The 22,238-nt window shown below is 75.0% G+C and carries 24 protein-coding genes; 13 read left to right on the forward strand and 11 right to left on the reverse strand.

The window, feature by feature from the left end:
* Genes BLR12_RS07720 through BLR12_RS24835 form a run of 3 tightly spaced genes read right to left on the reverse strand, consistent with a single transcriptional unit; the run spans position 1 to position 2,241 of the window.
* A complete protein-coding gene (locus BLR12_RS07720) occupies positions 1-1,116 on the reverse strand; it encodes a zinc-binding dehydrogenase (protein ID WP_091375759.1) in 1,116 nt (371 codons plus the stop codon).
* The gene (locus BLR12_RS07725; RefSeq protein ID WP_091375762.1) at positions 1,113-2,063 is read right to left on the reverse strand and encodes a Gfo/Idh/MocA family protein; all 951 of its coding nucleotides are present in this window, start codon (positions 2,061-2,063) and stop codon (positions 1,113-1,115) included. Before BLR12_RS07725 ends, BLR12_RS07720 begins: the two co-directional genes overlap by 4 nt.
* A 37-nt stretch (positions 2,064-2,100) precedes the next feature.
* A complete protein-coding gene (locus BLR12_RS24835; protein ID WP_218120581.1) occupies positions 2,101-2,241 on the reverse strand; it encodes a hypothetical protein in 141 nt (46 codons plus the stop codon).
* 151 nt (positions 2,242-2,392) lie between these two features.
* On the opposite strand from BLR12_RS24835, the gene BLR12_RS07730 reads away from it, so the two are divergent.
* The 4 genes from BLR12_RS07730 (at position 2,393) to BLR12_RS07745 (ending at position 5,445) form a co-directional block, all read left to right on the forward strand.
* Positions 2,393-3,607 carry a zinc-dependent alcohol dehydrogenase gene (locus BLR12_RS07730; protein WP_091375765.1) on the forward strand — a complete coding sequence of 405 codons (1,215 nt, stop codon included), beginning with the start codon at positions 2,393-2,395 and terminating at the stop codon, positions 3,605-3,607.
* Positions 3,608-3,701: 94 nt separating this feature from the next.
* Entirely contained in the window at positions 3,702-4,238 is a 537-nt protein-coding gene (locus tag BLR12_RS07735; protein WP_091375767.1) for a superoxide dismutase family protein, read from the forward strand.
* 58 nt (positions 4,239-4,296) lie between these two features.
* On the forward strand, positions 4,297-4,512 hold the full coding sequence (locus tag BLR12_RS24420) for a hypothetical protein (RefSeq protein WP_176832409.1): 216 nt from the start codon (positions 4,297-4,299) through the stop codon (positions 4,510-4,512).
* An 84-nt stretch (positions 4,513-4,596) separates the two neighbouring features.
* A complete protein-coding gene (locus BLR12_RS07745; protein WP_091375769.1) occupies positions 4,597-5,445 on the forward strand; it encodes a maleate cis-trans isomerase family protein in 849 nt (282 codons plus the stop codon).
* A gap of 25 nt (positions 5,446-5,470) precedes the next feature.
* Here BLR12_RS07745 and BLR12_RS07750 read toward each other — a convergent pair whose 3' ends face one another.
* Entirely contained in the window at positions 5,471-6,841 is a 1,371-nt protein-coding gene (locus BLR12_RS07750) for an SLC13 family permease (protein ID WP_091375773.1), read from the reverse strand.
* Between the two features lie 105 nt (positions 6,842-6,946).
* Positions 6,947-8,143 carry a CaiB/BaiF CoA transferase family protein gene (locus BLR12_RS07755; protein WP_218120582.1) on the reverse strand — a complete coding sequence of 399 codons (1,197 nt, stop codon included), beginning with the start codon at positions 8,141-8,143 and terminating at the stop codon, positions 6,947-6,949.
* 183 nt (positions 8,144-8,326) lie between these two features.
* On the opposite strand from BLR12_RS07755, the gene BLR12_RS07760 reads away from it, so the two are divergent.
* Positions 8,327-8,572 (forward strand): hypothetical protein, encoded by a 246-nt coding sequence (locus tag BLR12_RS07760; RefSeq protein ID WP_143018737.1) that lies wholly within the window; start codon positions 8,327-8,329, stop codon positions 8,570-8,572.
* On the opposite strand, the gene BLR12_RS07765 is transcribed toward BLR12_RS07760, so the two are convergent.
* From BLR12_RS07765 to BLR12_RS07790, 6 genes are all read right to left on the reverse strand, one after another.
* Positions 8,556-10,649: a xanthine dehydrogenase family protein molybdopterin-binding subunit gene (locus tag BLR12_RS07765; RefSeq protein ID WP_091375783.1), complete on the reverse strand. Its 2,094-nt coding sequence runs from the start codon at positions 10,647-10,649 to the stop codon at positions 8,556-8,558. The genes BLR12_RS07760 and BLR12_RS07765 overlap by 17 nt on opposite strands.
* Positions 10,646-11,674, reverse strand: coding sequence for an FAD binding domain-containing protein (locus BLR12_RS07770; protein WP_091375786.1), 1,029 nt, complete (start codon positions 11,672-11,674; stop codon positions 10,646-10,648). Before BLR12_RS07770 ends, BLR12_RS07765 begins: the two co-directional genes overlap by 4 nt.
* A complete protein-coding gene (locus BLR12_RS07775; RefSeq protein WP_091375788.1) occupies positions 11,671-12,183 on the reverse strand; it encodes a 2Fe-2S iron-sulfur cluster-binding protein in 513 nt (170 codons plus the stop codon). Before BLR12_RS07775 ends, BLR12_RS07770 begins: the two co-directional genes overlap by 4 nt.
* 87 nt (positions 12,184-12,270) lie before the next feature.
* Entirely contained in the window at positions 12,271-12,753 is a 483-nt protein-coding gene (locus tag BLR12_RS07780; protein WP_091375791.1) for a hypothetical protein, read from the reverse strand.
* Positions 12,750-15,206, reverse strand: coding sequence for a molybdopterin oxidoreductase family protein (locus tag BLR12_RS25155; RefSeq protein ID WP_091376590.1), 2,457 nt, complete (start codon positions 15,204-15,206; stop codon positions 12,750-12,752). The genes BLR12_RS07780 and BLR12_RS25155 overlap by 4 nt, the downstream gene beginning before the upstream one ends.
* A 63-nt stretch (positions 15,207-15,269) precedes the next feature.
* Positions 15,270-16,040, reverse strand: a complete 771-nt coding sequence (locus BLR12_RS07790) for a putative hydro-lyase (protein ID WP_091375794.1) — start codon at positions 16,038-16,040, stop codon at positions 15,270-15,272.
* A 79-nt stretch (positions 16,041-16,119) separates the two neighbouring features.
* On the opposite strand from BLR12_RS07790, the gene BLR12_RS07795 reads away from it, so the two are divergent.
* From BLR12_RS07795 to BLR12_RS07830, 8 genes are all read left to right on the forward strand, one after another.
* Positions 16,120-17,088 carry a helix-turn-helix domain-containing protein gene (locus tag BLR12_RS07795; RefSeq protein WP_255363358.1) on the forward strand — a complete coding sequence of 323 codons (969 nt, stop codon included), beginning with the start codon at positions 16,120-16,122 and terminating at the stop codon, positions 17,086-17,088.
* The gene (locus BLR12_RS07800) at positions 17,085-17,615 is read left to right on the forward strand and encodes a dihydrofolate reductase family protein (protein ID WP_091375797.1); all 531 of its coding nucleotides are present in this window, start codon (positions 17,085-17,087) and stop codon (positions 17,613-17,615) included. The genes BLR12_RS07795 and BLR12_RS07800 overlap by 4 nt, the downstream gene beginning before the upstream one ends.
* A 142-nt stretch (positions 17,616-17,757) precedes the next feature.
* On the forward strand, positions 17,758-19,206 hold the full coding sequence (gene argG / locus BLR12_RS07805; protein WP_091375800.1) for an argininosuccinate synthase: 1,449 nt from the start codon (positions 17,758-17,760) through the stop codon (positions 19,204-19,206).
* Between the two features lie 87 nt (positions 19,207-19,293).
* Positions 19,294-19,590 carry an ArsR/SmtB family transcription factor gene (locus tag BLR12_RS07810; RefSeq protein ID WP_091375803.1) on the forward strand — a complete coding sequence of 99 codons (297 nt, stop codon included), beginning with the start codon at positions 19,294-19,296 and terminating at the stop codon, positions 19,588-19,590.
* Positions 19,587-19,976: a VOC family protein gene (locus BLR12_RS07815; protein ID WP_091375805.1), complete on the forward strand. Its 390-nt coding sequence runs from the start codon at positions 19,587-19,589 to the stop codon at positions 19,974-19,976. The genes BLR12_RS07810 and BLR12_RS07815 overlap by 4 nt, the downstream gene beginning before the upstream one ends.
* A gap of 55 nt (positions 19,977-20,031) precedes the next feature.
* Entirely contained in the window at positions 20,032-20,784 is a 753-nt protein-coding gene (locus BLR12_RS07820; protein WP_091375808.1) for a LamB/YcsF family protein, read from the forward strand.
* Positions 20,784-21,392, forward strand: a complete 609-nt coding sequence (locus tag BLR12_RS07825) for a 5-oxoprolinase subunit B family protein (protein WP_091375813.1) — start codon at positions 20,784-20,786, stop codon at positions 21,390-21,392. The genes BLR12_RS07820 and BLR12_RS07825 overlap by 1 nt, the downstream gene beginning before the upstream one ends.
* Positions 21,389-22,234 carry a 5-oxoprolinase subunit C family protein gene (locus BLR12_RS07830; protein WP_091375817.1) on the forward strand — a complete coding sequence of 282 codons (846 nt, stop codon included), beginning with the start codon at positions 21,389-21,391 and terminating at the stop codon, positions 22,232-22,234. Before BLR12_RS07825 ends, BLR12_RS07830 begins: the two co-directional genes overlap by 4 nt.
* Positions 22,235-22,238: the final 4 nt, after the last annotated feature.

The following is a 22,238-nucleotide window of genomic DNA, read 5'->3' on the forward strand; positions in this document are numbered from 1 at the left end:
TCAGTCGAACCGGAGGACGGCCTGCAGCGGCGGGGCGGCCAGCCGGCGGCCGGCGAGGTCCGCCAGCAGACGAGGGCCCTCCTCGAACGGCAGCACGTCGGTGACCAGGTGGGTGCGGATCTCCGGGCCCCGCTCGCGCAGGAGGTCGAGGGTGACCCGCGCCAGCGCCGTCCGCGGCCAGGCGCCGGCCATGCCGCGCGGCACGCGGCTGATCTGCGCGCACACCACCGCGAGGCCGTTGTGGTGGAACTCCTCGCCGAGCCGCACCGCCTCCGCCCCTGCCTGGTAGAAGCCCAGGTCGACGACGGTGCCCTGCGGGCGCAGCGCCTTGAGGCCGGTGGCCAGCGCGGCGTCGTGCCCGCGGCACTGCAGGACGACGTCGGCGCCGGCGTCCCCCGGCCCGTGCCGCCAGCGCTCCTTGACCGCCCGCCAGGCGGGGTGGGCGGGGTCGTCCGGACCGGTGGGGTCGGGCAGCGTGGCCAGGCCCAGCGCCTCGGCGACCGCCCGCCGCTCCGCCGACGGCTCGGCGACGACGACGTCCGCGGCGCCGTGCTGGACGGCGAGCAGCGCGGTGAGCAGCCCGATGACCCCCGCACCGGTGACCAGCACGTGCCGGTCGCGCACGCCGGCGTCGACGTCCGCGCCCGGCCCGGCGACGTCGGCCGCGGCGTGCAGCAGCCCGTTGACGCAGATCGGCCCCATCTGGGCGAGGTAGACGCCGAGCAGCGGGTCGAGGTCGTCGGGCACCGGGACGACCGGCTTGGCCGACGGGTCGGCGCAGGACCCGGTGCGGTGCCCGTAGGCCATCGCGACCAGCTGCCCCTCGGCGAGGCCGGGCGTGCGGCTCTCGGTGACCCGGCCGACCTCCATGTACCCCAGCCCGGTCACCGGGTAGGCAGCCGTCGGCCCGGCGTCGTCGAAGGAGCGCAGCTCGGGGTCCCAGTGCAGCAGGTGGTGCGGGTCGGTGCCGCGGACCAGCGCCACCTCGGTCCCCGCGCTGATCCCGCTCCACTCGGTGCGCACCCACGCCTGTCCGGGGCCGGGGTCGGGCTCCTCGGCGTCCAGGATCGCGGGCTCCCCCGGCCGGACGACGCCGATCGTGCGGACCGCCCTCACAGCTGCACCGTCCCGCCGTCGGCGGCAGCGGTGGCCACGGCGACCGCCAGCCGGTGGGTGCGCAGCGCGTCGGCGTACGTCGTCCGGACGTCGTCCCCTTCGCCGCGGACGGCGGCGACGAACGCGCGGTCCTCGGCCTCGAAGGGGTCGACCTCGCGGTCGATCGTGCGCTCGCCGTCGGGATCGGTGACGACCAGCTGGTGCTCGGTGAGCCACAGGCCCAGCCCCGGCGCGACCAGCTCGACACCGATCCGGTGCGCCCGCGGCAGCAGGCAGCTGTTGGAGAAGGAGCCGACCGCGCCGGAGGCGAACCGCAGCGCGGCGGTGCAGACGTCGAGGATGTCGCCGGGCCCGTCCGGGGAGCGGGAGCCGGTCGCCCAGCCGCCCTCCACCTCACCCACCAGCACCCGGGCGACGTCGAACAGGTGGGTGGCCTGCTCGACGGTCTGCCCGCCGGAGCCGTCCTGCCGGGCCCACCAGTCGACCCGCGGCGCCCTGTCCAGCCAGGCGCCGAGCACCATCCGCGCCGGGGAGCCGGCCAGCAGGTCGCGCGCGGTCTCCAGGGTGTCGAGGTAGCGCCAGTGGTAGCCGACGGAGGTGGGCAGCCCGGCGTCCCCGATGCGCGCGGCCAGCCGCTCCGCGGTCCCCAGGTCCGCGGCCAGGGGCTTCTCCACGAACAGCGGGAGCCCCCGGTCGACCGCCGCCTCCTCGACCGGGCCGTGCGCGTGCGGCGGGACGCACACCCACAGGGCGTCGAGCCGCTCGACGTCGAGCAGGTCCGCCCAGTGCGCGTACGCCGCGGCGCCGACGCGGGCGGCGAGGACCTCGGCCCGATCGGCCCGCGGGTCGGCCACCCCGGCGACCGTCACGCCCTCGATCCGCGCGAGCGCGTCCAGGTGCCGGCCGGCGATGAACCCGGCCCCGACCAGGCCGATCCTCGTCGTCATGCCGGTGCCCGTGCCCGGGTCCGACGCGCGGCAACCCTCACCGGGCCGGGCGGATGGGTGCCCCCTCGCACGCGGCCCGGTCGGCGGGCCGGGCCAGGGCGTGCGTGCGCAGCGTCGCGCCCATCCCCGAGGGGTCGGTCGACGGCGTGCAGAGGCAGATCGGGCGGCAGACGGGCATCGGCGTCCCTCGCGGTCGGTCTCCGGGGAGGCGGAGCCACCGTCCTCCCGCCCACGGTGCGGCCGGTGCCGGCGGGCCCGCGCACCCGTCCCCGGGTTCGGTGACGGGCCACCGGGTAGGGCACGACATCCGACGATCCGAGGAGGCACCCGTGAAGGCAGTCGTGTGGCACGGCGTCGGCGACATCCGGCTCGACGACGTCCCCGACCCCACCGTCCAGGACCCGACCGACGCGATCGTGGAGATCACCGCCAGCGCCATCTGCGGCACCGACCTGCACTTCGTGCGCGGCACGATGTCGGGGATGGTCGAGGGCACGATCCTGGGCCACGAGGCGGTCGGCGTCGTCCGCGAGACCGGCCCCGGCGTGCGCAACCTGCGGCCCGGTGACCGCGTGGTCATCCCCTCGACCGTCGGCTGCGGCACCTGCTCCTACTGCCGCGCCGGCTACTACGCCCAGTGCGACCGGGCCAACCCCAACGGGCCCACCGCGGGCACCTGCTTCTTCGGCGGGCCGCAGACCACCGGCCCGGTCGACGGTCTGCAGGCGCAGTACGCCCGCATCCCCTACGCGAACGTCGGCCCGGTGTGGCTGCCCGAGGAGGTCGGAGACGACGCGGCGATCATGCTGTCCGACATCTACCCGACCGCGTGGTTCGGAGCCCGGCTGGCCGAGGTCGGCAAGGGCGACACCGTGCTGGTGCTCGGCGCCGGGCCGGTGGGCCAGTTCGCCGTCACCAGCGCCTTCCAGCAGGGCGCCGGCCGCGTCCTGGTGGTGGACGGCTTGGGCACCCGGCTGGACCAGGCGCGGGCGCGCGGCGCGGAGGCGATCGACTTCAACGCCGAGGACCCCGTCGCCGTCGTCCAGGAGCTCACCGGCGGCATCGGCGTGGACCGGGTCATCGAGGCGGTGGGCATCGACGCGCAGCGGCCGAGGAGCGGGCCGGCCGCCGAGGCCGCGGAGGCGCAGGCCGGGCAGTTCGAGCAGGAACGCGCGCAGGTGGCCCCCGAGCAGAACCCGCAGGGGGACACCTGGGTGCCCGGCGACGCGCCCAGCCAGGCGCTGCAGTGGGCGGTGGAGGCCGTGGCCAAGGCCGGCACCATCGGCGTGATCGGCGTCTACCCGCCGCAGGCGACGAGCTTCCCGATCGGCGCGGCGATGAACAAGAACCTGACCGTGAAGATGGGCAACTGCAACCACCGCCGCTACATCCCGCACCTGCTGGACCTGGTGCGCACCGGCGCGATCGACCCCTCGACGGTGCTCACCCAGGTCGGGGACATGCCCACGGTGCTCGACGCCTACGAGACCTTCGACCGGCGCGAGGCCGGCTGGACCAAGGTGGCGCTCGACCCGTCCGCATGACGAGTTCGTGTCATCCCGGCCGGGCCGCGTGGGGCCGCGACCCGGCCGGGGCACCCCTCGGGTCACCGCCCGCGATCCCGAGGAGCACCCCGCCATGCGCCGCACGCTGCTGCCGGCAGCCGCCGTCCTGCTCGCCCTGACCTCCTGCGCGAGCCACGAGGAGGACGGACTGCGCGAGGACCTGGCCGCGGTCACGGCGGAGGACCAGGTGGCGTCCGAGGAGCTGGCCGTCGCCGGGGAGGAGCCGCTGGTGCCGGTGGAGGTCACCGCCGACCTGGTGGACCCCGAGGGCAGCACGGTGGGGACGGCGTGGATGCGCGACACCGACAACGGGTCCGAGCTGGAGCTCCGCGTCTCGGGGCTGACGCCGGGCACCCACCCGGTCACCGTGCACGCCGTCGGGACCTGCGACCCGGCGCAGGGGTTCGCCGCCGTCGGGGACGTCGTCGCCGAGCTGCCCGGGGTCCTGGTGCTCGACGGCGGCGTGGGCACGCTGACCACGCTGGTCGGCCCCGAGCCGCTGGAGGACCTGCTGGCCGGCGACGGCGTCGCGGCCGTGGTGCAGGAGTCCGAGGGGGCCGCAGCGCCGCCCGTCGCCACCCGCGTCGCCTGCGCGGCGTTCACCGGCTGACCTGCGGGGAACGCGCACCGACCCGCGTGGCCGGCCGGCCGGCGAGTAGGAGTGGCCGGTGACCGTGGACGTCGCCCCTGGGACCGTGGCCGTGTACACCGACGTGGTCTGCGCGTGGTCGACCGTCGCGCTGCAGCGCTTCCACGCGGCGCGGGCCCGGCTGGGCCTGCACGACCGGGTGCGCGACGACGCCGGCTACCCGGTGGTCGACGCCGACGACCCGGGCGTCCACGAGGACCTCGTGCGGCGCGCGGCTAACGCCGCCGGCTGCTGAGCTCCGGCCCGCGGTCCGCCGCGAGGGGTGACCCGGGTCGCCGACGGGTACCCGGACGACCCTGACACGTCCCGGGGAGGCCCCGTGCGCGACCACCGGATCGGCATGATCGTGCCGAGCTCGAACCTGACCATGGAGACCGAGCTGCCGCGGATGCTGCTCGCCCGCGAGCGGGTGGTGCCCGGTGAGCGGTTCACCTTCCACTCCAGCCGGATGCGGATGAAGCACGTGACGCCGGAGGAGCTCGTGCGGATGAACGCGCAGACCGAGCGCGCCTCCCTGGAGCTGGCCGACGCCCGCCCCGACGTCGTCGCCTCCGCCTGCCTGGTCGCCATCATGGCGCAGGGGCCGGGCTACCACTCCTCCGCCGAGGGCCAGATCACCGGCGTGCTGCAGGGCGAGGGGCTCGACGTCCCGGTCGTCTCCAGCGCCGGCGCCCTGCTGCGCGCGCTGGACGCGATGGGGGCCCGGCGCGTCGCGATGATCACCCCCTACATGAAGCCCCTGACCCGGCTGGTCGCCGACTACGTGGAGGACGCCGGGGTCGAGGTGTGCGACGCGCTGAGCCTGGAGGTCTCGGACAACCTCGCGGTCGCCGCGCTGGACCCGGACGCGCTGCGCGAGCACTGGCGCCGGGTCGACGTGCGCGACGCCGATGCCCTGGTGCTCTCCGCGTGCGTGCAGATGCCCTCGCTGGCGGCCATCCAGCCGGTCGAGGACGCCGCCGGCGTGCCGGTCCTCTCGGCCGCCACGGCGACGGTGTTCACCATCCTCTCCGAGCTGGGGCTCGAGCCGGTGGTCCCCGACGCCGGCCGGCTGCTCGGCGGCGAGGTGCGGATGGCGCCGGGACCGCGGCCCACCCCCGAGCCGGTGGACGCCGGGACCGCCCCCGCGCCGGCGCTGCCCGAGCCCTACCCGGCCGCCGCGCAGTAGCCGGCGGGGGCTCCCGGCGCCACCCTCACAGCCACCCGGGCAGCACGAACACGGCCCAGGCCAGCAGCGGCCCCAGGACGACGACGACCGCGGCGTAGCCGAGCATCTGGCGGTAGAAGCGGTCGCGGTCGATGTCCTGGGCGTTGGCCAGGACCAGCGCGCCGTTGGTGGAGAACGGGCTGACGTCGACCACCGTCGTGGCGATGGCGAGCGCGACGATGAACCCCACCGCCCCGATGCCGCCCTGCTGCAGGAACGGGATGGCCAGCGGGATCATCACGCCCAGGATCGCGACCGAGGATGCGAAGGCCGAGGCGATGCCGCCCAGGTAGCAGATGAGCAGCGCGGCCAGCAGCGGCGCGCCCAGCCCGGCGATCGCGTCGCTGACGTACTCGATCGTGCCGGCCTCCTGCAGCACGCCGACGTAGGTGAGCACGCCGACGATGAGCAGCACCGTCGACCAGGCGATCTTGTCGACCGCCCCCTTCGTCGCGCGCGGGCTGACGAGGGCGAGGAGCGCGCCCAGCAGGATGGAGGTGAAGCCGACGTCGAGGTCGAAGACGACGGTGCACACGGCGAAGGCCAGCAGCGCGACGACGGTGACCAGCTGCTCGGGCCGGACCCGCTCGGGCGTGCCCTCGTGCCCGGGTGCCGGGTCCTCCGGCGAGCCGGCCGCCGCGACGCCGTGGTCGCGGGCCGGCGCGGTGCCGGCGCTGCCGCTCCCACCGCTGGTGACCGCGCTGGCCTCCACCGCCTCGCGCGCCGCCGGCTGGGCGGCCACGTCGTGCGTCCGGACGGAGAGCAGCTGCCGGCCGCCGAAGGCGACGAAGACGAGGACGCCGATGACCGCGTTGAAGGCCAGCGGCGCGACGGTCAGCGCGAGCGGGCTGCTCTCCAGGCCGCTGTCACCGACCAGCTGGTTGACGAAGCTGCCGTAGACGCTGATCGGGGTGAAGGCGCCGCCGAGCGCACCGTGCACCACCATCATGCCCATCAGCAGCGGGTTGATCCCGTACCGGAAGGCGAACCGCAGCGCGATCGGCGCCACGATCGCCACCGCGAAGAGGGCGCCGATGCCCACCAGCAGTGCGGTGACGGCGAACATGATCCACGGGATGGCCGCGATGCGTCCCCCCACCAGCCGGATGGCGCCGCGGATCAGCAGGTCGACCGTCCCGTTGATCTGCGCGATGCCGAACAGGTAGGTGATCCCGGCCAGGGTGAGGAAGAGGCCGGCCGGGAAGCCCGCCAGGATCTCGTCGACGGTCAGGTCGAGGGCCAGGGTGCCGAGCAGGAAGGCCGCGCTGAAGCCCAGCACGCCCATGTTGACCGGCAGCGTCGTCGCGATGACGAACATGACGAGCAGCACGATCAACGACAGGACCTCAGGGGACATCGATGTCCTCCTCCTGGGCTCGGCGGGGGCGGGTCGGGGGCGTGGGCGGGCCGGGGCGGGCCCCGGTCACGAGGGGGCGGGCAGGGTCGGCGGGTCGGGCGGCGGTCAGACCACCCCGGCGGCGCGCAGCGCGGCGACCTCCTCGGCACCCAGACCGAGCAGCTCGGCCAGGACGGCGTCGGTGTGCTCCCCCAGCCGCGGCGCGCGCTCGCGGACCGAGCCCGGTGTGGCGCTCAGCCGTGGCACCACGGCCGGCATCGCCACCTCGCCGAACTCCTCGTCGGGTACGTGCACGATCGAGTCCCGGGCGCGGAAGTGCGGGTCCTCGAGCATGTCCGCGGGCTCGTACACCAGCCCGGCCGGGACGCCGGCCCCGTGCAGCCGGTCCAGCACCTCCGCAGCGCTGCGGGGCCGGGTCCAGGCGGCGATGATCCCGTCCAGCTCGGCCTGCCGTTCCCCGCGGGCCCGGTGGTCGGCGAAGCGCGGGTCCTCGGCCAGCTCCGGTGCGTCCATCGCCGCGGCGAGCCGGCGGAAGACGGAGTCCTGGTTGGCGGCGACGAGCACCTGCCCGTCCGCGGTGGGGTAGACGTTGCTGGGGGCGATGCCGGGGAGGGTGGGGCCGGTCCGCTCCCGCCTGAGCTCGGCCACCTGCCACTCGGGTACCAGTGCCTCGGTCATGGCCAGCACCGACTCGAAGATCGACGCGTCGACGACCTGACCGCGGCCGGTCCGGTGGCGGGCCTCCAGGGCGGCGACGGCGCCGAGAGCGGCCATCGTGCCGGCCAGCGAGTCGCCGATGGACAGGCCCACGCGCGTCGGAGGCCGGTCGGGGTACCCGGTCAGCGCGCGCAGGCCGCCCATCGCCTCGCCGATCGCCGCGTACCCGGCGCGCCCGGCGTAGGGCCCGTCCTGCCCGAAGCCGCTGACCCGCACCATGACCAGCCGCTCGTCGACCCGGGAGAGGTCCGCCCAGCCCAGCCCCCAGCGCTCCAGGGTCCCGGGCCGGAAGTTCTCCAGCACGACGTCGCAGTGCCCGGCCAGCCGCCGGACGATGTCCTGCCCCTCGGGACGGCGCAGGTCCACGGTCACGCTGCGCTTGTTGCGTCCGGTGACCCGCCACCACAGCGAGTCGCCGTCCTCGCCGTGCACCCGGCCCCACTGCCGCAGCACGTCCCCCACGCCCGGGGGCTCCACCTTGACGACGTCGGCGCCGAGGTCTCCCAGCAGCTGTCCGCAGAACGGGCCGGCGATCACCTGGCCGAGCTCGAGGACCCGGACACCGGACAGCGCGGGCTCGGCCACGGGCATCCTCCCGACAGTGGATTGCGCACGTCACGGTAGGGTCCAATGGCACTGGTGACAAGCGTCACAACATGACGGCGGAGGCCGCCGCGACCCCCGAGACGACCGAGGCGTCTCGGCCGCCGACGGCCACAGCCGGGCCGACGCCGGGCGCAGCACCGCCCGAGGCGGTGGCCGCGGTCGGTGAGGTCGCCGGCCTGGCACACGACGCCGGTGGAACGGGTGGTCGACGTGGTCCGCCGTGCCGTCGACCCCGGCGTCCGGACCGGTCTCGGCCTGGACGCCGTCCTCCGTGCCGCCGCGGTCGTCGAGGAGGTGGTGGGCCACCCGCTGACCAGCAGCCTGTACCTGGCCGGCGGCCGGTCCCGCCCCCGGGAGCGGGACGGCTCCTGGGTCATCGGCCCGACAGCGCTCAGTCCAGACCGGTGAGCAGCTTGTCGAGGGTCACCGGCAGGTCGCGCACCCGGACGCCGGTGGCCCGGTGGACGGCGTTGACGACGGCCGCGGCGGTGCCGACGATCCCGATCTCGCCGATGCCCTTGCTGCCCATCGCGTTGACGTACGGGTCGTGCTCGTCGAGCCAGTGCGCCTGCACGTCGCCGACGTCGGCGTTGACCGTGACGTGGTACTCGGCGAGGTCGTGGTTGGCGACCTGCCCCACCTGCGGGTCCCACACGCTGTTCTCGTGCAGCGCCATGGACAGCCCCATGGTCATGCCGCCGACGAACTGCGACCGGGCGGTCCGCGGGTTGACGATCCGCCCGCACGCGAAGACGCCGAGCAGCCGTGGCACCCGGACCTCCCCGGTGTCGGCGTGCACCCGCGCCTCCACGAACTGCGCGCCGAAGGCGTAGGCGGCGTGGTCCTCGTCCTGCGCGGCCTGGTCGACGTCCCCGGTGGCCTCGTCGCCGTCCTCCGGGCGCCGCCCGAACTTGCCGCGGAACTCCCGGGCGGCCACGACCAGCGCCGAGCCCCAGGTGTTCAGCCCGGACGAGCCGCCGGCCACCGACGCGATCGGGTACTCGGTGTCTCCGATGCGCACCTCGACGTCGTCCACGTCCACGCCGAGGGCGTCGGCGGCGACCTGCGGCAGCGTCGTCCACGTGCCGGTGCCCAGGTCCGCGGCGCCGATCTCGGCGACGTAGCGGCCGTCGGCGTACCGGATCCGCGCCGTCGAGGTGGCCTGCCGCATCGTCGGGTAGACCGACGACGCGACCCCGGTGCCGACCAGCCAGGCACCGTCGCGGTGCCTCGGCGCCGGGCGGTCGGCCCAGCCGAAGCGCTGCGCGCCCTCGCGCAGGCACTCCACGAGGTGCCGGCTCGACCAGGGCTTGCCCGTCTCCGGGTCGACCTCGGGCTCGTTGCGGATGCGCAGGTCGACCGGGTCGAGGCCGAGCTCGTCGGCCAGCTCGTCGAGCGCCACCTCGGGGCCGAACATGCCGGGGCACTCCCCCGGTGCCCGCATCCAGGACGGGACCGGCACGTCCAGCGCGGCGAGGCGGTGCGTCGTCCGCCGGTTGGGCGAGGCGTACATCATCCGGGTGGGGACGCCGGTCTGCTCGGCGAACTCCTTGATCCGCGAGGTCTGCTCGACCACGTCGATGGCGATCGCCGACAGCCGGCCAGACCGGTCGGCGGCCAGCTGCACCTGCTGGATGGTCGGCGTGCGGTAGCCGGCGAGGGAGAACATCTGCTGGCGGGTCAGCGCCAGCTTCACCGGCCGGCCGGGCAGCGCGCGGGCCGCCATCGCGGCGAGGACGACGTTGGCGTGCGGCGTGCCCTTGGAGCCGAAGCCGCCCCCGATGTAGGGGCAGACGACCCGCACCTGCCGCTCCTCGAGCCCGAGCACCCGGCAGACCGTGGCGCGGTCGGGGTGCACGCCCTGGGTGGAGTCCCAGAGCGTCAGCGGCACCTCGGCGGCCGGGTCCCACAGCGCGGTCGTGGCGTGCGGCTCGAGCGGGTTGTTGTGGTACATCGCCGTGCTGTAGGTCCGCTCGAGCGCCACCGCGGCGCTCGCCATCGCGGCCCCGACGTCGCCCTCGGCGGTGTCGGTCTCGTGGCCGGCGTTCACCTGCTCCGGCGCGTACAGGTCGTCCCTGTCGACCGACAGCACGCTGTCGTGCTGCCGCTCCTCGTAGGCGACCCGGACCAGGTCGGCGGCCTGCCGGGCCAGCTCGGAGGTCTCGGCGACCACCACGCCGACCAGCTGCCCGCGGAAGCCGACCTCGTCGGTCTGCAGGACGGCGAGCTCGGCGTCGTCCGTCGACGCCAGCCGTTCGGCGGTGGACGGGGTCAGCACCACCAGCACCCCGTCGAGCGCCTCGGCGGCCGAGGTGTCCACGGCGGTGACCCGGCCGCGGGCGACGGTGGCCTGCACCGGGTGCGCGTAGGCGGGGTGCTCGACCGGGGTCTCGAACGCATAGGTCGCCGTCCCGCGGACCTTGGCCACCCCGTCGCGGCGGGCCAGGTCGCGGCCGATCGCGCGCGGCTCGAGCAGGTCGGTCATCGCGTCGCCTCCACGAGCTCGCGCAGGGTGGCGACCACCGTGCGGGTCAGCAGCGGGATCTTGAAGCCGTTGCCGCCGTCGATCCCCGGCTGCGGCTGGGCCGCGGCCAGCTCGGCGGCCATCGCGGCGCGGACGGCGTCCTCGGTGAGCGGGCCGCCGCGCAGCACCTGCTCGGCGCGGGTGGCCCGCCACGGCTTGTGCGCGACCCCGCCCAGCGCGATGCGGACAGTGCTCGATCCGGGACCGTCAGCGGTCACGACTGCGGCCACCGACACCAGGGCGAAGGCGTAGGAGGCGCGGTCGCGGACCTTGCGGTACGCCGAGCGGGCGCCCGCCGGCAGCGGTGGGAGGTCGAGGGCCGTGATCAGCTCGCCGTGCTCGAGCACCGTGTCGCGGGAGGGGTCGTCGCCGGGCAGCCGGTGCAGGTCGGCGAACGGGATCGTGCGCTCCCCGGCCGGGCCGAGCACCTGCACCTGCGCGTCGAGCGCGGCCAGGGCCACGGCCATGTCGGAGGGGTGGGTGGCGGTGCACGTCTCGGGCGCCGTGGGGTCCGGCAGCGCCGCCGGTACACCGAGGACGGCGTGGTGGCGGGTGTAGCCGCCGACCGCGGAGCAGCCGCTGCCGGGGTCGCGCTTGTTGCAGGCCGTGGTGACGTCCTGGAAGTAGACGCAGCGGGTGCGCTGCAACGGGTTGCCACCGGTGGTCGCCGTGTTCCGCAGCTGGCCCGTGGCCCCGGCCAGCAACGCCTCGGCCAGCACCGGGTACCGCTCGCGGACCCGGCGGTCGGCGGCGACCTCGCTGTTGGTCGACGCCGCCCCCAGCCGAAGCCCGCCGTCCGGCAGGTCGCTGATCTCCCGGGAGGTGAGGGTGCGGACGTCCACGACCAGGTCCGGGCGGGCGACGCCGAGCTTGAGGTGGTCGACCAGGTTGGTGCCGCCCGCGAGGAACACCGCGGCCGGCTCGGCGGCGACGTCCCGCACGGCCTCGGCGACGCTGCCCGGGCGGGCGTAGGCGAAGGGCTTCACGCCTGCACACCCCCGGCCTGCTGCACCGCCGGGACGATGTTCACGTAGGCCCCGCAGCGGCACAGGTTGCCGCTCATCCGCTCGGCGACCTCGTCGTGCGTGAGCTGCGGGTCGGCGGTGAGGTCCTCGGTCGCGTGGCTGGGCCAGCCGCGGTCGACCTCGGCCAGCACGCCGACCGCCGAGCAGACCTGCCCGGGGGTGCAGTAGCCGCACTGGAAGGCGTCCCGGTCGATGAACGCCTGCTGCACCGGGTGCAGCTCACCGTCGGCTGCCAGCCCGTCGGCGGTGGTGATCTCCGCGCCGTCGTGCGCGACGGCCAGCGCCAGGCAGGGCAGCGCGCGGTCGCCGTCCAGCAACACGGTGCAGGCACCGCACTGGCCGTGGTCGCACCCCTTCTTCGGGCTGGTGACCCCCAGCCGTTCCCGGAGCGCGTCCAGCAGCGTGGTGCGGGTGTCGACGGTCAGCGTGCGGGCCGCGCCGTCGACCGTCAGCGTGATCTCGGCGTCCACCCACCCCCGGTGCCCGGTGCGCTCGGCGCGGCAAACCAGCGGGTCCGCGCGTCGGCGCGTGGGGGGACCGCCCTCCGGCGCCGGCCGTCAGCTGGCGATCACCTGCGGCGAGGCGACCTTGAGGTGCGCGTTGGCCCAGCGGGCCTGGCGCAGCGACTGCGGGTGGCAGCGCTCGGCCAGGTCCAGCAGCTCCTGCTCCCTGGCCCCCTGGGCGGACTGGGCCAGGATCTCCCAGTCCAGCGAGGTGCCCGCGGCCTCGCGGTACAGGTGGCGCAGGTCGGCCAGCAGGAGCAGGCCGGGCGTCGAGCGCCGCCCCAGCAGGTCCGACGTCCGCTGCCGGATGCTCGCCAGCAGGCCCGGGTCACCGGACGCGTGCGGGTCCAGGTCCAGCCCGAAGTCCCGCCCGATGCGGGCGAGCTCGGCCACGTGCTGCCGGGACCACCCCGCCATGTCCCGGCACACGTGGAAGACCTCGTGGTCGGCCTCGTGCCGGTCCGACATCGACCTCAGCACCGTGACCAGGTGGTCCTCCGAGCGGTGCAGCTCCTCGATCGCCAGGTGGAGCTTCACGACCGTCCTCCCACGCGCTCCTCGGCACGGGCGTCGTCCCCGCCGGTGGTCGGCGGCACCGACCCGGCCACCGGCGCCGACCCGGTCGTGGTGGGCGCAGGGGCCGGGGCACCCCTGCCCCGGGCCACGCGTTCCACCCGCGCGGCCGCCGTCTTGAAGATCGGCTGCTTCGACACCGGGTCCCAGTCGGTCAGCGTCAGCTCGTTCGCCGCCCGGCCCCCGCCCTTCCTGCGGGGTCGCGACCCCTCGGTGTCCCAGTAGCCGTAGTGGAACGGCAGGAACAGCACCCCGGGCCGGATGCCGCTGACCCGCAGCCGGGCCCGCACGCGGCCGCGGGGGGTGCTCACCTCCAGCAGGTCGCCCTCGGCGAGACCGCGGTCGGCGGCGTCGCCGGCGGACATCTCGACCCAGACATCCGGTGCGGCCGCCTGCAGCTGGGGCGCCCGGCCGGTCTTCGTGCGGGTGTGGAAGTGGTAGAGGGTGCGGCCGGTGATCAGCTGGAACGGGTACTCCCGGCTGGGCAGCTCGTGCGGGGGCAGGTACTCCGCCGCCTTGAGCACCGCCTTCCCGGTCGGGTTGAGCGCCTTGTACTCGGTCTCCTCGACCGGAGCGCCGGTGACCATGTCCCGGCCGTAGCTCTCGCAGTACTCCGGCTGCGCCCAGAACTGCCCGTCGACGTAGATGCGCTCGGTGCCCTCGGGGTGCTCGTCGGTGCACGGCCACTGGATGCCGCTGCCGCCGCGCAGCTTGTCGTAGGTCATCCCGCTGTAGTCGCACGGCCGGCCCCGGGAGCACTCCTTCCAGCCCTCGAAGGCCCCCTCGGCGTCGGACCACTTCACCAGCGGGGCGCCGTCCTCGTCCCGCAGCCCCAGCCGGTGCGCGAAGTCGATGAGGATGTCCAGGTCTGCCCGGGCCTCGCCGGGCGGCTCGACGGCCTTCTCCGACAGGTGCACGGTCCGGTCGACGTTGGTGAAGGTGCCGGTCTTCTCGCCCCAGGTGGCGGCGGGCAGGACGACGTCGGCGAGCTGCGCGGTCTCGGACAGGAAGATGTCCTGCACGACGAGGAACAGCCGCTCCTGGGCGAGGATCGAGCGGATCCGCCGCAGCTCCGGCAGCGAGACCGCCGGGTTGGTCGCCGTGACGTACAGGAAGCGGATCGACCCCTCCTCCATGTACCGCAGCTGCTGCATGACGTGCGTCGGCGGCGAGTGGTGCGGGATCTGCATCGGGTCGACGTTCCAGATCCGGGCCAGGTCCTGGACGTGGGCGTCGTTGGACCAGTTGCGGAACGCCGGGAGGTCCCCGTCCGCGCCGGCCTCACGGGTGTTCTGCGCCGTCGGCTGGCCGTTCATCTGCAGGATCCCGCAGCCCGGCTTGCCGAGCATGCCGCGGACGACGTTGACGTTGTTGACGCTCACGGCCGCGGCGGAGGCCTGGTGCGACTGGTAGAAGCCCTGCAGGACCGTGGAGAGCAGCCGCTCGGCGTGCCCGAGGATCCGGGCGGCCTCCCGGATCTGCTCGGCCGGCACGTCGCAGACCTCGGCGGCGACCTCCGGCGGGTACGCCGCCACCTGCTCCTCGAGCTCGGCGAAGCCGACGGTGTGCGCCGCGACGTACTCCCGGTCGATCCAGCCGTTGCCGATGATCTCGTGCAGCAGCGCGTTGACCAGCATCACGTTCGTGCCCGGCCGCGGCGCGAGGTGCACGGTCGCGGCCCGGGCGACCGGGGTCTCCCGCGGGTCGACGCAGATGATCTTCGGCGGGTTGGGCCCGGCCAGCCGGTCGAGGACGCGCGTCCAGAGCACCGTCTGGGTCTCGGCCATGTTGTGCCCGTACAGCGCGATGACGTCCGCGTGGTCGACGTCGGTGTAGGAGCCGGGCTGGCCGTCGCAGGCGAAGGTCTCCTTCAGCGCCGCGGCCGCGGTGGCGGTGCACAGCCGGGTGTTGCCGTCGACGTGGTTGGTGCCGATGCCGCCGTGGGCGATCAGGCCCAGCGTGTAGTACTCCTCGAGGAACAGCTGGCCCGAGGTGTAGAAGCTGATCGCGCTGGGCCCTCGCTCGTCCAGCAGCTGCCGGCACCGCCCGGCGACGGCGTCCATCGCGGTGTCCCAGTCGGTCTCCACCAGCTTGCCCCTGCGCCGGATCAGCGGCCTGGTGAGCCGGTCCGGGGAGTTGTTGGCCTGCCAGCCGAAGAGGTCCTTGGGGCCCAGCCGGCCGTGGTTGACGCGGTCGACGGCCCGGCCGCGGACACCGACGATCCGGTCGTCTTTGACGGCGATGTCCAGCCCGTCGCCGTTGCTGTGCAGGATCGTCGCCGACTGCACCCAGCGGTCGACGTCGTCCTCGGTCAGCCCGTCGGCGAGGTACTGGTCGACCCGCGTGGGCCAGGTCCCACCCGGGCCGTACGGCGTGCGCGTCCCCCAGGGTTCGGCGATGCGGTCGGTGCGCGGCATCACGGTCGCGTACCCCCGGCCCACCGGCGCGCCAACACGGGTTCATGACAGGACCGTGACGGTTCAGGGCCGGCGGTGGGCGGCGTCCGGGACGTCGGTGACGAACATGTGGCCCGGCGCGTGGGTGATCGCGAACGGCGGCCGGGAGGCCATCAGCGCGGCCTGCGGGGTGACCCCGCAGGCCCAGAACACCGGGACGTCGCCGTCGGCGGCCCGGACCGGGTCACCGAAGTCGGGGGCGGCCAGGTCGGCGATGCCCAGGGACGCCGGTGCGCCGACGTGCACCGGCGCCCCGTGCACCTGCGGCATCCGGGCGGTGACCTGCACCGCGGTGGGCACCAGCTCGCCGGGCACCGGCCGCATCGACACGACCAGCGGCCCGGAGAGCCGGCCGGCGGGGCGGCAGGGCCGGTTCGTCCGGTACATCGACACGTTGCGGCCCTGCTCGATGTTGCGGACCGGGACACCCGCGTCGAGCAGGGCCGTCTCGAAGGTGAAGCTGCAGCCGACGAGGAAGGCGACCAGGTCGCCGGTCCACAGGTCGCGCACGTCGGTCGGCTCGCCGGCCAGCTCGCCGTCCCGCCACACCCGGTAGCGCGGCAGGTCGGTGCGCAGGTCGGCGTCCGGGGCCAGCGCGGTGCGGGGGGAGCCGGCGTCGGTGACGTCGAGCAGCGGCACCGGCTGCGGGTTGCGCTGCGCGAACAGCAGCATGTCGTAGGCCCAGTCCCGCGGCAGGACGACGAGGTTGGCCTGGGTGTACCCGGGCGCCAGGCCCGAGGTGGGCAGGTCGTGGCCCGCGCGGCAGGCGGCCCGGACCTCGGCGGGGGACGTCATGGCCCCATGCTCGTCCGCCTCGCGCAGAGGGCAAGAACGGTCGGGCGCCGCACCGCCGTCCCCGGCCAGACTCCGGGACGTGGCCGACGACGACCCCCTGCCCGGCCGGGACCGCCTCCGCGAGCTGCTCGACGCCGTCCTGGACGAGGACAACCGCACGCTCACCGACATGGCCGGGGACGCCTACGCCAGCCCCTGGTACTTCGCCCGACAGGTCAGCCGGGGCACCGGTGAGCCGCCCGTGGCCCTGCACCGGCGGGTGCTGCTGGAGCGTGCCGCGTGGCAGCTGCGCGAGGGCACCAGCGTCACCGAGGCCGCCTTCGCCGCGGGGTACGAGTCGGTCGAGGGCTTCGCCCGCGCGTTCGCCCGCGCCTACGGCCGCTCCCCCGGCACGCCGGACGACGCCCCGCGCACCCGCGACGCGCACTGGCTGCCGGCGCCCAACGGCGTCCACTTCCACCCGCCGACCTCGCTGTGGGTGGCCGACCGGCCGGCGCAGGGCTCCCCGGACGAGGTGACCGCACTGCTGGTGCACCACGACGTCGAGGACACCCGCGCCCTGGTCGAGGTCGCGAAGGCACTGCCGGACGAGGAGTACCGCCGAGCCCGGCTGCCGGGGCTGTCGGTGCTGCCCTGGGACGGCCCGGAGGAGTCGGTGGCCGCCGTGCTGGGCGCGCTGGTGTGGGCCAAGGAGGTGTGGCTGGCCTCGATCGAGGGCGCCGGCTCCCCGTCGCGCGGCGCCGACGACCCGCCGTCCCTGCTCGCCCGGCACGACGCGGTGGCGCCGCGCTGGCTGGCCGCCGTCCGCGAGATGGCCCGGCGCGGCAGCTGGGGCGACCGGCTGGTCGACGCGCTGTGCGAGCCGCCGGAGACCTTCGTGCTCGGCAGCGTCGTCGCCCACGTCCTCACGTTCTCTGCCCACCGGCGGCTGCTGGTGCGCCACCTGCTCCGGGACGCCGGCCTGACCATCGGCACCGGTGACCCGATCGACTGGCTGACCCGTCGTTCCCATGACCCGTCGTTCTCCACCACAGGGAGGGACCGATGACCCGGACCGTCTACTACACGGCGACGAGCCTCGACGGCTTCATCGCCGACGAGCGGCACTCGCTGGACTGGCTGCTCTCCCGGCAGTCCGACGCCGACGGCCCCATGGGGTACGCGGAGTTCGAGAAGCGGGTCGGCGCGCTCGCCATGGGGGCGACCACCTACCAGTGGGTGCGGGAGCACGACCCGGGCGCCTGGGCCTACACGCTGCCGGCCTGGGTGTTCACCCACCGCGAGCTGACCGGGTACCCGGGTGCGGACATCCGGTTCACACGGGCCGAGGTCCCCGACGTGCACGCCGAGATGGTGGCCGCGGCGGGCGACCGCGACGTGTGGATCGTCGGCGGCGGCGACCTGGCCGGCCAGTTCGCCGACCGCGGCCTCCTCGACGAGGTGGTCGTCTCGATCGCCCCGGTCACGCTCGGCGGCGGAGCGCCGCTGCTCCCCCGCCGGCTGGAGCTGGTGCGGACGGAGGAGGCGGTCAACGGGGAGTTCGTCTGCGTGCGCTACGACGTCGTCCGGCCCTGACGCCGGCGCCGTCCCGGGGTCGAGTGGGCAGGTGCGGTCGCCGACCCGCGCCGGCGCGCCGTGCGCGGCGACCGTGACCGCACGGTCGACGCGTCCGGACCCACTGACGCATGGTCATTCACAGTCGTGCATACTTCCTCGGGTGTCCAAGGTGCTCACGTCCCTGCCCGTCGGCGAACGCGTCGGGATCGCCTTCTCCGGCGGTCTCGACACCTCGGTGGCCGTCGCCTGGATGCGCGACAGGGGGGCGGTGCCCTGCACCTACACCGCCGACATCGGCCAGTACGACGAGCCCGACATCGGCTCGGTGCCCGGCCGGGCGGAGCAGTACGGAGCCGAGATCGCCCGGCTGGTCGACGCCCGCGCGGCGCTGGTCGAGGAGGGCCTGGCGGCGCTGACCTGCGGGGCGTTCCACATCCGCTCGGGCGGGCGCAGCTACTTCAACACCACCCCGCTGGGCCGGGCGGTCACCGGCACCCTGCTGGTGCGGGCCATGCTCGAGGACGACGTCCAGATCTGGGGCGACGGCTCGACGTTCAAGGGCAACGACATCGAGCGGTTCTACCGCTACGGCCTGCTGGCCAACCCGTCGCTGCGGATCTACAAGCCGTGGCTGGACGCCGACTTCGTCACCGAGCTCGGCGGGCGCACGGAGATGTCGGAGTGGCTCACCGCCCACGGCCTGCCCTACCGGGACAGCACGGAGAAGGCCTACTCGACCGACGCCAACATCTGGGGCGCCACGCACGAGGCCAAGTCCCTGGAGCACCTCGACGCCGGCCTGGAGATCGTCTCGCCGATCATGGGCGTGCGGTTCTGGGACCCGGCGGTGGAGATCGAGCCCGAGGACGTGACGATCGGCTTCGAGCAGGGCCGGCCGGTGTCGATCGACGGCAAGACCTTCGACAGCCCCGTCGACCTGGTGCTGGCAGCCAACGCGATCGGCGGCCGGCACGGGCTGGGCATGTCCGACCAGATCGAGAACCGGGTGATCGAGGCCAAGAGCCGCGGCATCTACGAGGCCCCGGGGATGGCGCTGCTGCACGCCGGCTACGAGCGGCTGGTCAACGCCATCCACAACGAGGACACCCTGGCGACCTACCACAGCGAGGGCCGCCGGCTGGGCCGGCTCATGTACGAGGGCCGCTGGCTGGACCCGCAGGCGCTGATGCTGCGGGAGGCCCTGCAGCGCTGGGTCGGGACGGCGGTCACCGGCGAGGTCACGCTGCGGCTGCGGCGCGGCGAGGACTACTCGATCCTCGACACCACCGGCCCGGCGTTCAGCTACCACCCGGACAAGCTGTCGATGGAGCGCACCGAGGACTCCGCGTTCGGCCCGTCGGACCGGATCGGCCAGCTGACCATGCGCAACCTCGACATCGCCGACTCCCGGGCCAAGCTCGAGCAGTACGCGGCGCTGGGCATGGTCGGCAGCGGGCACCCGCGGCTGATCGGCGCGGCGCAGGCGGCCTCGACCGGGCTGATCGGCGCGATGGACTCCGGCGGCGCCGAGGCGATCGCCTCCCGTGGCACCGTGACCGCCGACGAGCAGCTGCTGGACCGCGCCGCCATGGAGTCGGGCACCGACTGAGCCCCGGGTCCCCGGATCCGGTCACGGCACGAGGAGCGACGGCCGGCCACCTTGACAGGCAAGTGGCGACTTGCCTACAACTGTCCCGTGGACGCCCGCCCCGACCTGTTCAGGGCCCTCGGTGACGCGACGCGCCGCACCATCCTCGACGAGCTGACCGACAGGGACGGTCAGACGCTGTTCGAGATCTGCGGTCGGCTGACCATGAAGCACGGCCTGGCCTCCTCGCGTCAGGCCATCTCGCAACACCTCGCGGTGCTCGAACAGGCCGGCCTGGTCCACACCCGGCGGCAGGGCCGGTACAAGTTCCACCACATCGACACGAGCCCGCTGCGCTCGATCGTCGAGCGGTGGCCGATCGACCGAGAGGAACCCACCCCGTGATCCGCATCGCCATCACCAGCGTGCTCGTCGACGACCAGGCCAAGGCGCTCGCCTTCTACACCGAGAAACTGGGGTTCACCACGAAGACCGACGAGCCCGCCGGCGGGGCCCGCTGGCTCACGGTGGTCTCCCCGGCCGACCCGGACGGCGTCGAGCTGCTGCTGGAGCCGGACGGCCACCCGGCGGCGCGCCCGTTCAAGGACGCCCTGGTCGCCGACGGCATCCCGTTCACCCAGTTCGCCGTCGACGACGTGTACGCCGAGGTCGAGCGGCTCAAGGGGCTGGGCGTGCAGTTCACCCAGGACGCGGTCGACATGGGGCCGGTGGTCACGGCCGTCCTCGACGACACCTGCGGCAACCTGATCCAGATCGCCGCGGTGAAGTAGCCGCGCCGCTCCTCGGCGGAGACCCCTCGGCGGCTCCGTGGGGCACGCTGGCACCGTGGACCTGAACTCCGACCTCGGTGAGGGTTTCGGCCAGTGGCAGCTGGGGGACGACGACGCGCTGCTGGGCGTCGTCACCAGCGCGAACGTCGCCTGCGGCTTCCACGCCGGCGACCCGTCGATCATGCGGCGGGTGTGCGCGCGGGCGGCCTCGGCCGGGGTGGCGGTCGGCGCGCAGGTGTCCTACCGCGACCTGGCCGGGTTCGGCCGGCGCTTCGTCGACGTCGAGCCCGCCGAGCTGACCGCCGACGTGCTCTACCAGATCGGCGCCCTGGAGGCCTTCGCCCGGGTGGCCGGCACGCGGGTGCGCTACGTCAAGCCGCACGGGGCGCTGTACAACGCGATCGTCGGCCACGAGGAGCAGGCGGCGGCGGTCGTGCAGGCGGTGGTCGAGTACGACCGCGAGCTGCCGGTGCTCGGGCTGCCCGGGTCGGCCTGGCTGCGGCTGGCCGACGAGGCCGGGCTGACCACGGTGGCCGAGGCGTTCGCCGACCGCGAGTACACCCCAGAGGGCACGCTGGTCTCCCGGCGGCTGCCCGGCGCGGTGCTGCACGACGCCGACGAGATCGCCCGCCGCTGCGTCGCGATGGCCACCGGGGAGCCGGTGACCGACGTCGAGGGCGGCCTGCTGCGGCTGTCCCCGGAGTCCATCTGCGTGCACGGCGACACCCCGGGCGCGGTGGCGATCGCCCGGCGGGTGCGCGAGGCGCTCACCGCGGCCGGGGTCCCGCTGGCGTCCTTCACCGGCTGATGCGCGTCCTGCCCAGCGGGTCGACCGCGCTGCTGGTCGAGCTCGACGACCTCGACGCCGTCCTCGGCCTGTACGCCGCGCTCACCGCGGAGCCGCTCGAGGGCGTGCTCGACGTCGTCCCGGCGGCACGCACCGTGCTGCTGGTCACCGACCCGGCGGTGACCACCCTCGCCGCGGTCGAGCAGGCGGTGCGGCGCACTCCCCCGCGTCCGGGCCGCCGCGACGGCGGGGAGCTGGTCGAGCTGCCGGTCGTCTACGACGGCGCGGACCTGACCGACGTCGCCGGGCACCTCGGGGTGGATCCCGACGAGGTGGTGCGCCGGCACACCGGCACGACGTGGACGGTGGCCTTCTGCGGCTTCGCCCCCGGGTTCGGCTACCTGACCCCCGACGGCGAGCCGTGGGACGTGCCGCGCCGGGACACCCCGCGCACGAGGGTGCCGCCCGGGTCGGTGGGGCTGGCAGGCGGGTTCAGCGGCGTCTACCCGCGGGAGTCACCCGGCGGCTGGCAGCTCATCGGACGCACGGACGTGGCCGTCTTCGACGTGGCCCGCGACCCGGCCGCGCTGCTGCGGCCCGGTGTGCGGGTGCGGTTCGCGGCGGCATGACCCGCACCCTGACCGTGCTGGCCACCGGTCCGCTCACCACCGTGCAGGACGCCGGCCGCCCCGGGCTGGGCGCACTCGGCGTCGGCCGCTCCGGTGCCTGTGACCGCGCCGCCGCCGCGCTGGCCAACCGGCTGGTGGGCAACCACCCGGACGCCGCCGTGCTGGAGGCGACCCTCGGCGGGCTCGTCGTGCGGGCCGGCACCGACCTGGTGGTGACCACGACCGGCGCCCGCTGCTCCGCCGCGCACGACGCGCCGACCAGGCTCCGCGCCGGGGCCGAGCTCCGGCTGGGCCGGCCGGACACCGGGCTGCGCACCTACCTCGCCGTCCGCGGCGGCATCGCGGTCGAGCCGGTCCTCGGCAGCCGCTCGACCGACCTGCTCTCCGGCCTCGGCCCGCCGGTCCTCTCCTCGGGCGACGAGGTGCCCGTCGGGTCGGCCGCGGGTCCGATGCCGGGCGTGGACCTCGCGCCGGTGCCCGACCCGCCCGGCGGGGAGGTGACCGTGCGGCTGCTCCCCGGCCCGCGCCGGGACTGGTTCACCTCGCCCGCCGCGCTGACGGCGTCCGCCTGGGAGGTGACCGGCGAGAGCAACCGGATCGGGCTGCGGCTGGCCGGCGTCCCCCTGGCGCGGGCCCGCACCGGCGAGCTGGCCAGCGAGGGCATGGTGCGCGGCGCGCTGCAGGTGCCGCCGTCCGGGCAGCCGGTGCTCTTCCTCGCCGACGCGCCGGTGACCGGCGGCTACCCGGTGGTCGGCTACGTCGAGGACGCCGACGTCGACCGCTGCGGCCAGCTGCGCCCGGGCCAGACCCTCCGCTTCCGCGGCGCCGTCGCCCCCCGCTGAGCGC

Origin of the sequence: Geodermatophilus sp. DSM 45219 (genome assembly GCF_900104025.1) — a bacterium.
Taxonomy (GTDB): domain Bacteria; phylum Actinomycetota; class Actinomycetes; order Mycobacteriales; family Geodermatophilaceae; genus Geodermatophilus.